The 15,280-nt window shown below is 65.9% G+C and carries 14 protein-coding genes; 13 read left to right on the forward strand and 1 reads right to left on the reverse strand.

The features are described from left to right. Positions 1-98: 98 nt before the first annotated feature. The 9 genes from DEJ06_RS05825 to DEJ06_RS18010 all read left to right on the forward strand — a co-directional run bounded on the left by DEJ06_RS05825 (position 99) and on the right by DEJ06_RS18010 (position 10,276). Entirely contained in the window at positions 99-1,538 is a 1,440-nt protein-coding gene (locus DEJ06_RS05825; RefSeq protein ID WP_111038763.1) for a CCA tRNA nucleotidyltransferase, read from the forward strand. A gap of 176 nt (positions 1,539-1,714) precedes the next feature. After that, positions 1,715-2,098 carry a 30S ribosomal protein S6 gene (gene rpsF / locus DEJ06_RS05830; protein ID WP_027466903.1) on the forward strand — a complete coding sequence of 128 codons (384 nt, stop codon included), beginning with the start codon at positions 1,715-1,717 and terminating at the stop codon, positions 2,096-2,098. 3 nt (positions 2,099-2,101) lie between these two features. After that, entirely contained in the window at positions 2,102-2,671 is a 570-nt protein-coding gene (locus DEJ06_RS05835) for a single-stranded DNA-binding protein (protein ID WP_111038694.1), read from the forward strand. 50 nt (positions 2,672-2,721) lie between these two features. After that, positions 2,722-2,979, forward strand: a complete 258-nt coding sequence (gene rpsR, locus DEJ06_RS05840) for a 30S ribosomal protein S18 (protein WP_017887834.1) — start codon at positions 2,722-2,724, stop codon at positions 2,977-2,979. A 14-nt stretch (positions 2,980-2,993) separates the two neighbouring features. Further along, positions 2,994-3,446: a 50S ribosomal protein L9 gene (rplI, locus tag DEJ06_RS05845; protein WP_027466901.1), complete on the forward strand. Its 453-nt coding sequence runs from the start codon at positions 2,994-2,996 to the stop codon at positions 3,444-3,446. A gap of 569 nt (positions 3,447-4,015) precedes the next feature. Then, the gene (gene dnaB / locus DEJ06_RS05850) at positions 4,016-5,380 is read left to right on the forward strand and encodes a replicative DNA helicase (protein ID WP_031260130.1); all 1,365 of its coding nucleotides are present in this window, start codon (positions 4,016-4,018) and stop codon (positions 5,378-5,380) included. 291 nt (positions 5,381-5,671) lie between these two features. Continuing rightward, a complete protein-coding gene (locus tag DEJ06_RS05855) occupies positions 5,672-7,573 on the forward strand; it encodes an ATP-dependent endonuclease (protein ID WP_220036485.1) in 1,902 nt (633 codons plus the stop codon). Next, entirely contained in the window at positions 7,570-9,228 is a 1,659-nt protein-coding gene (locus DEJ06_RS05860; RefSeq protein WP_111038696.1) for a UvrD-helicase domain-containing protein, read from the forward strand. The genes DEJ06_RS05855 and DEJ06_RS05860 overlap by 4 nt, the downstream gene beginning before the upstream one ends. Positions 9,229-9,433: 205 nt before the next feature. Next, on the forward strand, positions 9,434-10,276 hold the full coding sequence (locus tag DEJ06_RS18010; protein WP_146245794.1) for a hypothetical protein: 843 nt from the start codon (positions 9,434-9,436) through the stop codon (positions 10,274-10,276). Positions 10,277-10,904: 628 nt separating this feature from the next. On the opposite strand, the gene DEJ06_RS05875 is transcribed toward DEJ06_RS18010, so the two are convergent. After that, entirely contained in the window at positions 10,905-11,579 is a 675-nt protein-coding gene (locus DEJ06_RS05875) for a hypothetical protein (RefSeq protein WP_111038699.1), read from the reverse strand. Positions 11,580-11,750: 171 nt separating this feature from the next. Here DEJ06_RS05875 and DEJ06_RS05880 point away from each other — a divergent pair, with 171 nt between their 5' ends. From DEJ06_RS05880 to DEJ06_RS05890, 4 genes are all read left to right on the forward strand, one after another. Next, the gene (locus DEJ06_RS05880; RefSeq protein ID WP_111038700.1) at positions 11,751-12,032 is read left to right on the forward strand and encodes a DUF3892 domain-containing protein; all 282 of its coding nucleotides are present in this window, start codon (positions 11,751-11,753) and stop codon (positions 12,030-12,032) included. 121 nt (positions 12,033-12,153) lie between these two features. Next, a complete protein-coding gene (locus DEJ06_RS18555; RefSeq protein WP_258372376.1) occupies positions 12,154-12,276 on the forward strand; it encodes a hypothetical protein in 123 nt (40 codons plus the stop codon). A gap of 574 nt (positions 12,277-12,850) precedes the next feature. After that, a complete protein-coding gene (locus DEJ06_RS05885) occupies positions 12,851-13,366 on the forward strand; it encodes a hypothetical protein (RefSeq protein WP_111038701.1) in 516 nt (171 codons plus the stop codon). 429 nt (positions 13,367-13,795) lie between these two features. Continuing rightward, positions 13,796-15,025 (forward strand): MFS transporter, encoded by a 1,230-nt coding sequence (locus DEJ06_RS05890; protein WP_111038702.1) that lies wholly within the window; start codon positions 13,796-13,798, stop codon positions 15,023-15,025. Positions 15,026-15,280 lie beyond the last annotated feature (255 nt).

Here is a 15,280-nt window from a genome sequence, read left to right on the forward strand (position 1 = left end):
GCCGAGCACGAGTGTATGAGGCGCGACCATGAACAGGTCCCGTGCGCGCGCGGCTTGTGGAGAACTCGGGGCCTCGATCTGGGAGGATGAGCACCGTCATGCAGTCCGTTGCCCAGGCCGTCGAACGACTCGACGCACTCGCCACCACCGAGCCCGTCGACCTCCTCGCTCGGGCCTTCGCCGACGCCGGACACGAACTCGCCCTCGTCGGCGGCCCCGTCCGTGACGCGTTCCTCGGCCGTCCGGTGACCGATCTGGACTTCACCACCGACGCCCGGCCGGACGACATCCTGCGGATCGTCGAACCCATCGCGAGTGCCACCTGGGACGTCGGTCGTCAGTTCGGCACCATCGCCGCACGGGTCGCCGGCGAGCAGGTCGAGATCACCACGTACCGCAGCGACGTCTACGACGGCGAGACCCGCAAGCCCGAGGTCGCGTTCGGCGACACCATCGAGGACGACCTGCTCCGTCGCGACTTCACCGTCAACGCGATGGCCCTGCGGCTGCCGGACCGCGAGCTCGTCGACGTGCACGGCGGCGTCGAGGACCTGCTCGCCGCTCGGCTCCGGACGCCCCAGACCGCGGTCGTCTCGTTCCGCGACGACCCCCTGCGGATGATGCGTGCCGCACGGTTCACCTCCCAACTGGGCTTCACCGTCGACGACGACGTGCGGGCCGCGATGGAGGAACTCGTCGCATCGATCGACATCGTGTCCGCCGAGCGGGTCCGCGACGAGCTCGTCAAGCTGCTCAACACCGACGACCCGGTCCCCGGCCTCCGGCTGCTCGTCGACACCGGCCTCGCCGAGCGGTTCCTGCCCGAGCTGCCCGAGATGCGGCTCGCGGTCGATGAGCACCACCACCACAAGGACGTCTACGAGCACTCCCTCACCGTGCTCGAGCAGGCCATCGGGTACGAGGCCGAGCGGCACGCCGGCGATCCCCCGGACACCGTGCTCCGGCTCGCGGCGCTGCTGCACGACATCGGCAAGCCCGCGACGCGCAAGCTCGAGCCCGGCGGCGCCGTGAGCTTCCACCACCACGACCTGGTCGGCTCGAAGATGGCGAAGAAGCGACTCCGCGCGCTCCGCTTCGACAACGACACCATCGCCGCGGTGTCCCGCCTGATCGAGCTGCACCTGCGCTTCTTCGGGTACACCGAGGGCGCCTGGACCGACTCCGCCGTCCGCCGCTACGTCCGTGACGCCGGACCCCAGCTCGAACGGCTGCACGAGCTCACCCGTTCGGACGTCACCACCCGCAACCGCCGCAAGGCCGACCGGCTGGCGTTCGCCTACGACGACCTCGAGGACCGCATCAAGGTGCTGTCCAAGCAGGAGGAGCTCGAGTCGATCCGTCCGGACCTGACCGGTGACGACATCATGCGGATCCTCGACATCCCGCCGGGGCGTGCCGTGGGCGAGGCCTACCGGTTCCTGCTCGAGGCCCGGATGGACGAAGGGCCCCTCGGGCCGGAGACGGCCGAGGAGCGCCTGCGCGAGTGGTGGAGCACCCGAGGCGACACCAGCGCCTGAGACGCGACCGCCTAACGGGCGGGACCGCTCTCCACAGGCCGGTGGCGCGCCTCCAGGCAGTCCGGTAGGCTACCCAGGTTGCCCCTCGCGCACCTGCGTGGTCTGGGGCACATGCATCAACCCTCCTGCCCCGGGAACCGCCCGGGGCCGCTGAGACCAGAGGAGGTGGGTTCCGCATGCACCAGTACGAACTGATGGCGATCCTCGACCCCGAGATCGATGAGCGCACCGTCGCTCCCAGCCTGGACAAGTTCCTGGCCGTGATCCGCAACGCGGGTGGCACCGTCGACAACGTGGACGTCTGGGGCCGTCGCCGGCTCGCTTACGAGATCGCGAAGAAGTCCGAGGGCATCTACGCCGTCGTCGACTTCACGTCGTCGCCCGAGGCCGCCAAGGAGCTCGACCGTCAGCTCGGTCTCTCCGAGGCCGTGCTCCGCACGAAGGTCCTCCGCGCTGAAGAGGGCATCGCGCAGGTCGCCGCCCAGAAGCAGCGTGACGAGGCTCGCGCGGCCCGCAAGGCCGCCAACGCCTCCGCAACCGCGACCGCGAGCGCCGAGTAACCCGTGGCCGGCGAAACCGTCATCACGGTGGTGGGCAACCTCACCGCGGACCCCGAGCTGCGCTACACGCAGAACGGGCTCGCCGTGGCGAACTTCACCATCGCGTCGACCCCTCGCACGTTCGACCGTCAGGCGAACGAGTGGAAGGACGGCGATGCGCTGTTCCTCCGCGCGAGTGTGTGGCGCGAGTTCGCCGAGCACGTGGCGGGGTCGCTGACGAAGGGCTCGCGCGTCATCGCGCAGGGTCGTCTGCGTCAGCGTTCCTACCAGGACCGTGAGGGCCAGCAGCGCACGAGCATCGAGCTCGAGGTCGACGAGATCGGCCCGTCGCTCCGCTACGCGACCGCACAGATCACCCGCGCAGCGGGTGGCAGTGGCGGCGGTCGTGGCCAGGTCGGCGGTGGCGGCAGCGCCCCCGCGGGCAACGGCGGCGGCAACTGGAACAACAACGGTGGCGGTCAGTCGGACGCGCCCTGGTCTCCCCAGGGCGGCCAGCAGGGTGGCGGCAACGCACAGTCGAACGACGTGTGGAGCACCCCCGGCGGCAACTTCGACGACGAGACCCCGTTCTGATCCTCAGCGTTCCGACGGACACACAACTTTTCTTCTAAGGACAAATCACTATGGCTGGAAAGAGCACCGGCGACCGCCGGAAGCCTCGCGGCAAGGGCGGCAAGAACGCTGCTCCCGCGAAGTCGATCAAGGTCGGCGTCATCGACTACAAGGACGTTGCGACCCTTCGCAAGTTCATCTCGGAGCGTGGAAAGATCCGCGCCCGTCGCATCACCGGCGTCTCCGTCCAGGAGCAGCGCCTCATCGCCCGTGCCGTGAAGAACGCCCGTGAGATGGCGCTCCTCCCCTACGCCGGCTCCGGCCGCTGATCGGAGGTCGACACATGTCGAAGCTCATCCTCACCCACGAGGTCTCCGGCCTCGGTTCCGCTGGTGACGTCGTCGACGTCAAGAACGGCTACGCCCGCAACTACCTCATCCCCCAGGGCTTCGCTGTCGCGTGGTCCAAGGGCGGCGAGAAGCAGGTCGAGTCGATCCGTGCCGCGCGTACCGCGCGCGAGCTCGCCACCATCGAAGAGGCACAGGACCTCAAGATGAAGCTCGAGAACGCGACCATCACCCTGTCGGTCAAGGCCGGCAAGGACGGTCGTCTGTTCGGCTCCGTCCGTCCGGGCGACGTCGCTGACGCCGTCCAGGCGCAGGGCGTCGGCTCGCTCGACAAGCGCAAGGTCGAGGTCCCCGCGACCATCAAGACCGTCGGTGACCACGAGGCCACCGTGCGCCTGCGCGAGGACATCACTGCCGTGATCTCGCTCAAGGTCGTCGCTGCCAAGTAGCACTGACGTTCCGCTCCACGACGGGCGGGTCTCCTCAGGGAGGCCCGCCCGTCGTTGCGTTCCGGGGGCGGTCGCGCGGCTTGTCCCACGGCTGTCGCCGACATGGTCACGGGCCTGGAGGCGCGGCTCGACTCGGGCTGGCTGGTTACGGTTCAGACGGGGTCGCGCTGGCTGGGAACAGGCCGAGAACTCTTCCCACAGGAGGGGTCCTTGTCAAGTCGTTTTACACAGTGGAAACGTGTCAAATCGGAACCTTCAAGGGGTACTTGAACCCCACTTTTCCACACACCGTGTGCAACAGAAAACCCCAGGTCAAGTGGTCGAAAGTGTGTTCGCACGTGTCTTTTTCCACAGGTCCGTCCACAGTTCTCCACACAGCGCTCCGGCGTGTTCCGCAGGCTCTCCACAGAGTTATCCACAGGGCCGTTTGTTGGGGATAACTCTGGGGCCGTACGTTGGCCCAGCGACTCGGGGATGTCGGTTGCCGGGGGTAGAAACAGGGGTGCGGGTTTCGGCCGGTGGGTGCTGTCCCGCCGGTCCAGGTCCGTGTCGTCAACAGAGGAGAGCGTGTGTCGATCGCACATCTTGAGCCCGCACCGCAGGACTACGCGGAGCGCGGCATGGAACGCACCCCGCCGCACGACATGCTCGCGGAGCAGTCGACCATCGGCGGCATGCTCCTGTCGAAGGACGCCGTCGCCGACGTCATCGAGACGGCCCGTGGCGTGGACTTCTACGTCCCCAAGCACGAGGTCATCTTCGACGCCATCCTGTCGCTCTACTCGCACGGTGAACCCACCGACGTCATCGCCGTCACCGACGAGCTGACCAAGACCGGGCTGCTGTCCCGCGCCGGCGGCGCCGAGTACCTGCACAGCGTCACGAGCATGGTGCCGACCGCCGCGAACGCCGGCTACTACGCCGGCATCGTCGCCGAGAAGGCGGTGCTCCGCCGCCTGGTGGACGCCGGCACTCGCATCGTCCAGATGGGCTATGCGTCCGAGGGTGAGGTCACCGACCTCGTCAACAGCGCGCAGGCCGAGGTCTACAACGTCGCCGGTGGTGTGCAGACCGAGGACTACGTCCCGCTGACCGACGCCATCTCGGCCGCGCTCGACGAGATCGAGGCCGCCAAGGGCCGCGACGGCCAGATGACCGGCGTGCCGACCGGGTTCGCGCAGCTCGACGGCCTGACGAACGGCTTCCACCCCGGACAGCTCATCATCGTCGCTGCCCGACCCGCCCTCGGTAAGTCGACGCTGGCGCTCGACCTGTGCCGCGCCGCCGCGATCAAGCACGACCAGACCGCCGCCTTCTTCTCGCTCGAGATGGGTCGCGCCGAGATCGCGATGCGTCTGCTCTCCGCCGAGACCAGCGTGCCGCTGCAGAACATGCGCAAGGGCACCGTGGACTCCCGCGACTGGACCACCATCGCGCAGACCCGCGGTCGCATCAACGACGCCCCGTTCTTCATCGACGACTCCCCCAACATGACGCTCGTCGAGATCCGCGCCAAGTGCCGTCGACTCAAGCAGCAGCACAACCTGAAGCTCGTGGTCATCGACTACCTGCAGCTGATGACCTCGGGCAAGAAGGTCGAGAGCCGCCAGCAGGAGGTCTCCGAGTTCTCGCGTGCCCTGAAGCTGATGGCCAAGGAGCTCCAGGTGCCCGTCATCGCCCTGTCGCAGCTGAACCGTGGTCCGGAGCAGCGCGCCGACAAGAAGCCGGCGATCTCCGACCTCCGTGAGTCCGGCTCCATCGAGCAGGACGCTGACATGGTCATCCTGCTGCACCGTGAGTCGGCGTACGAGAAGGACAACCCGCGTCAGGGTGAGGCGGACCTGATCGTGGCGAAGCACCGTAACGGACCGACGGACACCATCACCGTGGCCTTCCACGGGATGTTCTCGCGGTTCGTTGACATGCCGCAGTAAGCGCATGGGTGTGCACGACGGCGCAAAGTGTCGCCGGAAAGCACAAAGTGTCGTCGGCGCTGTGAGCGACAAATTGCGTGACTTGCGAAATGGCAGCGGTGGTGGCGAGGCCGAAGAACGGCGCTAGGTGTCGTTACGCACTGCATGGGAGCACCGCCGCGATGGGTGGCCCGCACTGTGACAGCGATGGACGTATACGTACCGTAACCTGGTCGGACAACCAAGACTGCCTAATGCGGTCGCTGAGAGGGGTCAGATTGGCCGCTCGCCCTGAAGGGACAAACCGTGCGCGTGTCATCGATCCGACTGTCCAACTTTCAGTCGTTCGGCCCCATCCCGCAGACGGTCGACCTCGTTGACGTCACCTACGTGCTTGGGCCGAACGGATCCGGCAAGACCGTCGTGCTCGAGGCGCTCTCGCGTCTGTTCAGCCCGATCGCCGCGCAACAGCGCGTCCGCCCGGAGGACTTCCACGCGTCTTTCACTGACGGCATGCTCGGTGACCCCGCCTCGACGCTGTGGATTGAGGTCGACATCGACTACCCCGAGATTGAGGGAGACGAGAGAACACCCGCTATCGAGGCTTTCGCCGCGCACATGCGAATCGACGCCGACGACGCTCCCCCGAGAACTCGGATCCGGCTCACCGCGACGGTAGCGGCCGACGGACTCGTTGAGGAGTCGGTGGAGTATGTCTTGCAGGTCGATGGTGACGGCGAACCTGTCACGACCGTCGAGATGCCGCGGCTAGACCGACGACACATCGAGGTCCACTACCTCCCCGCGCGGCGAGACCCTAGCGACCACATCTCGTTCACCGCAGCGTCATTGATCGGACGCACCCTCCGGGCTGCCGACTGGACGTCCGAGCGGGACGCGCTGAAAGACCTGTCGACAGACATCTCGACCGTGCTCGGTGGCAACGACGCCGTCGCGAGTATCGCCTTGGGCTTGAAGCAGCAATGGAACGAGCTATACAAGGGCAACTTCTACTCCGACCCGTCGATCGCGTTCGGTCGAGGCGAACTCGAGGGTATCCTCCGCCTCCTCACCGTGACTTTCACGCCGACCCAGTCTGAAGGGCCCCTCCCGTTCGACAGGCTCAGCGACGGTCAGCAGTCCCTGCTCTACATCGCGCTCGTCCTGGGATGGCAAGCGCTGTCCGTCCGCGTGCTGTCGGGAGAAGAGACCTCCCTCGATGCGGACAAGCTCCGCCCGCCGGTGCACACGATCATCGCACTGGAGGAACCTGAAAATAGCCTCGCGCCGCAGTACCTCGGTCGCATCATCAGCCAGCTCGGCGCGGCCGCGGCGACGGGTACCGTGCAGTCGGTGATCGCGACCCACGCGCCCACCGTGGTGCGTCGTGTTCCACCGGAGTCGATCCGGTTCCTCCGCTTGAACCGTCGCAACGAGACCACCGTCCGCGGGATCACCCTTCCTGCCGCGAGTGACGCTGCCGCGAAGTACGTGCGTGGCGCGGTCGAAGCGTTTCCTGAGTTGTACTTCTCCCGGCTCGTGATTCTCGGGGAGGGCGACAGCGAGCTGGTGGTTCTGCCTCGTGTCCTGGCTGCCGCTGGGATCCTCGAAGACGACGCCTCCGTCTGTGTTGTACCGCTCGGTGGCCGTCACGTGCACCACTTCTGGCGGCTCCTGCATGAACTTGAGATCCCGCACCTGACCTTGCTGGATCTGGACAGCGGCCGATTCGGCGGCGGCTGGGGACGTGTGAAGACGACCGCGAAGGAACTCGCGAAGCTCGACCGGAATCCCTTTTCGGACGTGATGGACCGCATCCCGAAGTGGAACGCTACGAGAGCGTTCCCGAAGTACGGCGGGAAGGTACTGAGTGCGTTCGAGAAGGAGGGCGTGTTCTTCTCCGCGCCAGTCGACCTCGACCTGATGATGATGGAGGCGTTCCCGTCTGCCTACGGCGTCACCCCTACACCTCCCGACCCAAACATCGTCGCCGCCGTACTCGGCAAGAAAGCGTCCAACGCGCAGCAGCTCGGCAGCGGCGTCCTCGACCTCTTCGACGACTACCACGACCAGTTCGACCTCCACAGCAAGCCTGCGAGCCACCTCGCCGCGCTCACCGATCTCGATGACGCGACTCTTGTGGCGGGCATGCCCGCCGTCTTCGACCGCCTCGTCGCGCGGGTCCGGACGGAGCTACAGGGACTTCCGGAATGATCGACCCTGCCGACTGGGAGGCGACCGGCGGCTTCTCACTCGAACCGAACGCGCGCAGCGCCGCGACCGAGCAGACGCGGAACACCTTCGTCTCCGCAGGCCCCGGCACCGGTAAGACCGAGATGCTCGCGCAGCGGGCGGACTTTCTGCTGCGCACCGGGTTCTCACCGTACCCGCGGCGCATTCTGGCGCTGTCATTCAAAGTGGATGCTGCACGCAACCTCCGCGAACGTGTGCGAGCGCGCACCGGAGCTAGCGGAGCGGCCCGCGTCGACAGTCTCACCTTCGCCGCCTTCGCGAAACGCTTCGTCGACAACTTTCTGCCTGCCCTGCAAGGGCCCGATCGTCTCGACCCGGACTATGCATTGGACGAGAAGGTCCGCGTAGCTGGGCGTCAGATCACATTCGACGATCTCGTGCCGCTCGCAGTGAAGATCCTCGACAAGAACGACTTCGCCGCGCGCGTTACCCGGAAGGCGTACGGTCACGTGTTCCTAGACGAGTTCCAGGACACCACTGGTCCGCAGTACGAGCTGCTGCGGCGCCTGTTCCAGGACGGCGACGCGGTCGTCACTGCGGTCGGGGACTTCAATCAACGCATCATGGGATGGGTTCCCGACGCCAGCGACGACGTTCTCGATCACTACACCGCCGACTTCGACGCAGTCCCCTTCACTCTGTACCAAAACCGGCGCTCGGCACCTGAGGTGCGGCGCGTGGTGAACCGCATCGTCGCCGATCTCGACGAGACGTCCGCCGTGCCCGCCGACGAGACCGCCGGCGATGAGGGGACGGTCCGGGTCCTTGCGTTCGACAGTGATCGGGAGGAGGCTGACGCAGTGGCCGGCTTGATTCGGACCTGGCTCGATGACGGGGTCCCTATGGGCGAGATCGCCGTGCTGATTCGACAGCAACCGCACCTGCTCGGGCAGCAGCTCATGTGGGCTCTAGAAAGGAACGGAATCGCGTTCCGGAACGAGCAGGTGACACAGAACTCGCTGGCAGAACCGCTCGCCGAGCTGATCGTCGATTTCCTCAGGGTGGTCACCGGAGCCCGAGAACCGGACGCCTACAGCCGTCTTCTCCGTCTCAGCTCGCGGCTAAGCACGACCGAGGAAGCTGCCCTCCGCTTCGACAGCCGAATCAAGCGATTCCTGCGGGATTCTACGTCAGCGGCGAGGGACGCCGAAGGCAGCGGCATCGACGACTGGCGCACGCTCGTCGAGAACTTCCTGACGATGGTCGGCCGTCCCACCGTCAACGCCCTGTCTGCCGCTTATACCCAGGGCAACCGGTACTACGAAATCATCGACGACACACTCATGCTCCTTGAAGAGCGCATCGTCGCCGGTGACGGAGTCGCCGCGGCCGTGCGCAGGCTCGCCGAGCCAGACGCAATTCGCGTGCTCACGATCCACAAGTGCAAGGGACTCGAGTTCGAGAAGGTCATCGTCCTGGGCGTCGAGCACGAGACGTTCTGGTCCAAGTCCGGCAAGGAACGCGCCACCCTGTCCGAGTTCTTCGTCGCGGCCTCACGGGCAAAAGCCGAACTCGTGCTCACACACGCGGGGCACCGGTCCGTGGATCCGATTCCATACCGGTGGGAAGAGTGGCGCACGCCCTTCGAGAAGTACCTCGCCTACGCGGCAGGGTGACGATCCTGTGGTTCACGGGCTCCTCGTCAGTCCTCGAGCAGCGGAACGCCTCCGGGGCAGTAGTTCGATCCGCGCCGATGAAGACGTCGAGCTGGGATAAGAGTGAACCAACCCCGGGCGCCTTCCATCCTCGGAGCAATCGCGTACTGAACCGACGCGAGGATGGAAGCAGAGGCCCAACCCAGCAAGGGCAGACTCGCTGGTTATGCTCCATCTCGCGATTGCAAAGGAGAGGCTCTTGGGCAGAAGCGATTCAGAACACGGGAACTGGCAAGCGGCGAAGATCTTCGTGCCAGACGGTCATCATCTCCGGGTGGCACGAGACTCGACCGGTGCTGTGAGGACCTTGCTGTTCGAGAACGGTACGAACAAGTTGGCTGGTCCCCCCTTAGCGCTTCTCGAGCTTCGGAATCTCGAGGAGGACCAAGGTCTCAGCAAATCACCCGCAGCGAATCGAGACTCAACGTCGACAGGCGAGTTCGTCAGCGAGTTGCTCGCGGTGGCGTTGGTCGCCGCAGGCACCGCTGTCATCGAAGTTGGCACACCTCTGTTCCTTGACTGGTGGTCCGACCGAGCGTGGCCCGCCATGAAGCTCCGCTGGTCGAAACGGGGTAGCGCAACAATCGAAGCGACGACGGCAGAGAACGTTTCGCCGCAGGCCTTGATCGCTCCCGGTAGCGAGGGTGCCGCCGCCACCCCTCAAACCGATTCAGGGACCATGACTCTCGCCGAAGCGCGAGCACGACAGATCGCGATGCTCGCCGCGGTACGGTTCCTTGTCGAGCAGTGGCAGGCGTTGAACAACGCCCGAATCGTTGCTGACCCGCCTTCCTTGGGAACGGGAGATCGGCGTGAGGCGCTTACCTCAGATCGGATCGTCGCGGGCGTTCGTGCCATCGTTGACAGCAGCCGGGCGTTGATCGACGAGGACACCGCGACGAAGCTTCGTATCGTCCTCAAAGACCTGCCGGTTCGTCCAGTGTGGGGTCTTACCGCGCACACGTCCGAAGGCGAAGATGACGCGGAGAATAAGCCGAGCTGGCGGTAGCTATGGTTGAGGCCAGAACGGCTCATTCGCCAGAGCGAGTACTCCGGTCCCGCGGTCATACGCGCGGTTGATGGGGCAGGCCGACGCACTGAAAAACCAGGCCAGCTCCTTACCGTTTCGACCTCGTTGTGGTCGGAAGGAGTGCCTGATGGCCGAGCTGCGTGAAGAGCTGTCGGATCTATACGCTGTGGTGATGTCCGACGTGGTTGAAAGCGGCGGCCTCCGTCGGAACAAGTCGGCGCGCGCGTGGGACCGGGAGTTGGATTGGGTCACGGATTCGCCCCGCAAGGGCCGGGCGATGAAGTTGAGGTGCTGGGGGCACGTATGGGGGTGCAGCCTTCCCTGCGTGATGCGGATGATCTGTGTGCCGCGGTAGCGCTCGTTCCAGGATTGCGTCGGCAGGGGGTGTGCCAGCATTGCGGGATCGGGGACGTGTCAGCGCAAGCGGTTGCCCCGGATATCTGGTTCGAGCCGGTGTTGCTGTGTGTCTTCCGTCCGGATCCGTCGACGGCTGAGTCGTATGAGCGTCGGCGGCGCATCGTGGCCACGGCCTTAGCGCATTTGCTACCTCGCGCAGCCGGTGCGGGAACCGAACTTCTTGGTTGGCTTGCCCAGATTGCTTTGCTGGTTAGACGATTGTGATGGTTGCGACGGGTTCTCCTCCTGCGGCCGGTACGCCGACCATGGGGATCAGGACTTGGCCGCTAGCTTGCCCTGACCGGCGGGCTCGGATGAAGTCGTAGTCGGGCACCGAGGCCGGCAAGAGACGGATATCTCCGAGTCGATGCAAACCAGACGCGTCGAGATCATCGTGCGCGGACTGAACCGCGAGTCGCGACGCCTCAACCTGGTCAGCGAGTGAGTCGCGCACTGTTGCGACGAGGAGCATCATGTCGAGGACGAGACTGCGCTGGACGTGCGCGCGGAACGCGAGACCTCGGATACTCGCCCGATCCGGCCAGTTCTCGGTCTGCCCGGTGACCACCGCTTGGCTCATGGCGTTGACGGAGTGGCCAGTGAACTTGTCTCGGAGGGCGAGGACGAGCTGGTGCACTGGGAGGGCATCCTCCGGCACGACCCGCTCCGTGAGGTTCGCTCGGCGCCCCTTGCTGAAGCACCTCGCGTAGCTCATGATCGCTGCTTCGCCGAGACCAGACGTCACGGTGGCGGCGTTCTCAGATCCAGCGTTGATGCTTCGTGCGGCGGTCAGAAGCTCGGTCGTGAGGCGCAGATCTGCCCAGCATCCCGCTAAGTCGGCGAAACGGTCGGTCTCAGTTCCTGACGGCAGGGCCTTCGTGCTCATGAAAGAACGATCGCACAGCGGTCCTCGGAGGGGCGGCCGTGTTGAGTGCCACCCTTCGGGTTGGTGCCCCAGGACGCTGGCTACGGCGGACTTGCTCGACGCAAAGTCGGTGGTTCGACCGAGTATCGCACTCAGGAGGCGACCCGCGCCTCCACGAATGGAGGACTACCAATGTCAATCCGCATCACTCACATCCGGCTGGCGAACGGCGTTCGCGACCACGAACACATCTCCCACGTTCGATGGGTTGCCATCGGAACCGGAGAAGTCGGATCCGGTACGACTAGCTCCGTGGTCGTCTGGATCGACGACAGCAACGGCCGCGCGTACGTCGGTTCCGGCGCCGAGCAGACGCAGGTTGGAACGGTGCACCCCACGGGGAAGCCCGCCTACCTTCGCACGTATGCGGACGGAGCGTGGAGCAACAACCTGCTGTCTCTGCCGACGTTCTAGTCGGACGCTCGGAGCGCGGCGTGTACGGCGCCGAGTTCCGGGCGAGCGGCTGTCGACGAAGGCCGACGTGATTCGTGTCAGCTTACGGGGGTTCAGTTGCCGCAGCCGCGACCGTCGAAACGTGGAGAATGCCGACACCGTCACAGCAAGCTGGTGCCCCGGCAGTGGCCGCTGCGTCGACGAGGAGCAACCGGAGGCCTTCGTGGGCTCGTTCCTCGACTTTGATTCCGCCGCTCGCAATTGACCGAAGCTCAACGCGGCTCAGCGGATCGAGGGATTGGGCGGATGCGGCGGATCGGCTGAGACCTCACTATGGTGCCGATCTGCTTCCTGCGCTCCGCCCCGTTGCTCCTCAGGAGGTGAGACCCCGGTGGAGGTTGATCCCATCGCAGTTCCCACCCAGCCTCAGGTCCACTTCCGCCCTCGATTCCGACCCAAAGGCTATGACCTCTTGCTGCAAACGGTAGTGGGCACCCGACACGCCCGGCTCCCAGCCGGGGCCTTGTCGTTGAACGATCAGCGCGCCGAGTCGAAGGTTTTCCGCGTGTCGGGTGTGCAGAGCCCCGAACGTCGGCGGTTGGTCCGGCGTCAGCTGAATCAGTTCACTCCGCGCTCACACTCTGTATCCGCATCAAGCACGAGAGAGAATCACGCCGGGATCTTCCTCATCGTGTGCCGACCGATGCGCTCACCACAGCCCGACCCTTGGTGTGCGTCGAGGCTGACCGTGACCCGCAAACAGGAAAGTGGTCGATCAGCCAAATTCGCCCTACAGTATGCCCGAGACACCGACTCGACAGCTGATTGATGGGGGACCCGTGGGCGCTGAACTGATACTTGGCTGGTTGGGGAGCGCGGCGGCGGCCACGGTCGCGTCGGTGCTGGTGACGAGTTGGTGGGAGGTGCGGAAACTGGATCGGACCGAGCGCGCCACCGCGTACTCCGACTTCCTTTCGGCCTTCAGTAAGCGCTCGCAGGTCTTCAGCCTCCGGGACCAGGCCTCGAAGCGAGGAGACCAAGCGGCCGTGACCAAGCTGACGAAGAAGTCGCGGAATCTCCGCGACGACGTCTGGGACGCCTACGTCCGGATCGAGATGATCGGGAAGCAGGAGACGGTCGAAGCGGCGCTTGAGCTGATTCGGTTCCAGGACGCGCAGAACGTCGCGTTCAACAACGGCGCCAAACGCGCGCCCAACCCCGATCGAGCCGCGAAGGTGGCCGCGTTCGTTGCAGTCGCACGACGGGACTTGAAGCTCGCCAAGTTGGACACCCATCCGCTCAGACGCGGGTACAAGTCGCAGTCGGGCGTCTTGCTCGACGTGGCCACCGAGTAGCTGCGCCTGAACCGTTTGCGGCGGTACCGAAACGGCTAGGTGTGCTCGCCGCTTGTCCGTCGTCAGCGCCGGCCTATCAAGATCCAGCTCCGGCACGACCGCGGCCGAACCGCAGTCACGAACGTCCTCGCGCCGACCGTCAATCATCGCGGGACCAGTGAGGCCCACGAGACCGACATACGCGCCTCGGACGTTGACTGACGGCATGGCGAGCGTCGGCTTCGCTCGCTTCGGCGAGCCACGCAGGGCGAGTCGAACGCTCCGGTCGCCTGTCCCCCGCGGGGATATGCCCGTCCCAGGGACACGTTCCGCTTGCACGGAACCTCTAGCGTCCAGAGAGAGGCCACGACAGGTGGCAGCGGAGACCGGAGGAGTGGCAATGCTAGGACGTTCCGGCCCGATGCCCTCGCGCGTACTCGGGGCCCGACTATGACCGATCTCGTCGCAGCGCGGGGCACGAGGGGACGAGCGTTCTGGACGTCGGCGGCCGTTCCAATGGTCGCTCTGTGGGCGAGTGGCGCACCGACGCCGGTGTACCCGCTCTACGGATCAGCATGGCATCTCGCTCCGTCGGCGACGACAGCGATTTTCGCGGTCTACCCGCTGGTGCTGGTGATCGTGCTTGCGGTGTTCGGCGACCTTTCCGACGTGGTCGGACGTCGTCGCAGCATGCTCGCGGGCCTCGTCGCGATCGCCTGCGGCGCCTTCCTCTTCGCGATCGCGCCGAGCTTCGCGGTGGTTCTGGCAGGCCGGCTGCTCATGGGGGTGGGCGTTGGTCTGTCGCTGAGCCCGGCGACTGCCGCGATAGTCGACCACGCCGGCCCTGAAGCGTCGTCGCTCGCCAGCTCCGTCACGACCGCTGCCACAGCGCTGGGGTTGACGCTTGCAACGGTCGTCGGCGGTGCGCTCGTTGAATACGGGCCGTCGCCGCTTCACGCTTCCTACTGGGTTCTGCTCGGCGTCGCGCTGCTGGTCGCGATCGCGGTGAGCCGGCTGCCGGACGACCGCGGCCCACGCGCTGCGAAATGGCGCCCGCACGTCCTGCGGCTGCCCGGCAAGCTGATCGGCGTCGTCGCGGCAGCGTCGTCTTGCGTCGCAGCGGGGTACGCGTTCGGTGCTTTGGAACTTTCTCTCGGGGCTGACATCGGGGAACACCTCGTCGGGACCACGAACGCGTTCCTCGTAGGACTGATCGTGTCGGTGTCGAGCGTCGTCATCGGGTTCGTCGCGCTTCTCGCGGGGCGGTTGTCGCCGGTGATAGGCGGCCCTATCGGGGGGCTGGCCTCGCTTGCCGCGACCGCGATCCTCGTCGCGGCTGGAGCCGCCCAATCATTGGCGCTGTTCCTGGTGTTCGCCGTGCTCGGCGGCGTTGGCTACAGCCTGCTTTTCGGAGCGGGCCTGGCGATCATCAGCAAGTACTCGTCCGAACGCCACCGAGCCGCGACACTGTCGACCGTGTACCTCGTCGGATATCTCGTTCAAGGCGGAGTTGCGCTGGGGCTCGGAGCCGAAGCGACCAGCGGCGGCCTGCCTCAAGCGGTTGCCGTTGCCGTCCCCGTCGTCGGAGGCGCTGGCGTGCTCGCTCTCGTCCTGGTCCTCGTGTTCGCACGACCGCGGCACGCCGCCTCCCTGGCAGCGCGAAGCACACCGCTCCGATAGGCAGTAGCGCGATCCACATGTCGACGGCAGCGACTAGCGGGCGGTGGGCGCTGCGGCACGTCGACGTGGAGCGGCCCCCGTGGCGGCGTCCGCCCAACTCCCACGGCTGCGAGTCGTGTGTAGCGAGTCACGCGCGCTTGCGCTGAAGCCGAGGTCGTAAGCCCACAGGCGTGCCGACCGAGCCGAGGCGAGCGCTCACTCGGCTCGAATCAAAGAGCACAGCTTCGAGCGGAGCCGACCACGACGAGCGGCTCC

The sequence above is a fragment of the Curtobacterium sp. MCLR17_051 genome, from assembly GCF_003234395.1.
In the GTDB taxonomy this organism is placed as follows: domain Bacteria; phylum Actinomycetota; class Actinomycetes; order Actinomycetales; family Microbacteriaceae; genus Curtobacterium; species Curtobacterium flaccumfaciens.

Bases quoted from the DNA above. Each gene is read 5' to 3' on its own strand.
- DEJ06_RS05825 (WP_111038763.1), top strand. From the start codon at position 99: ATGCAGTCCGTTGCCCAGGCCGTCGAACGACTCGACGCACTCGCCACC.
- rpsF (WP_027466903.1), top strand. From the start codon at position 1,715: ATGCACCAGTACGAACTGATGGCGATCCTCGACCCCGAGATCGATGAG.
- rpsR (WP_017887834.1), top strand. From the start codon at position 2,722: ATGGCTGGAAAGAGCACCGGCGACCGCCGGAAGCCTCGCGGCAAGGGC.
- rplI (WP_027466901.1), top strand. From the start codon at position 2,994: ATGTCGAAGCTCATCCTCACCCACGAGGTCTCCGGCCTCGGTTCCGCT.
- DEJ06_RS05860 (WP_111038696.1), top strand. From the start codon at position 7,570: ATGATCGACCCTGCCGACTGGGAGGCGACCGGCGGCTTCTCACTCGAA.
- DEJ06_RS18010 (WP_146245794.1), top strand. From the start codon at position 9,434: ATGCTCCATCTCGCGATTGCAAAGGAGAGGCTCTTGGGCAGAAGCGAT.
- DEJ06_RS05875 (WP_111038699.1), bottom strand. From the start codon at position 11,579: ATGAGCACGAAGGCCCTGCCGTCAGGAACTGAGACCGACCGTTTCGCC.
- DEJ06_RS05880 (WP_111038700.1), top strand. From the start codon at position 11,751: ATGTCAATCCGCATCACTCACATCCGGCTGGCGAACGGCGTTCGCGAC.
- DEJ06_RS05890 (WP_111038702.1), top strand. From the start codon at position 13,796: ATGACCGATCTCGTCGCAGCGCGGGGCACGAGGGGACGAGCGTTCTGG.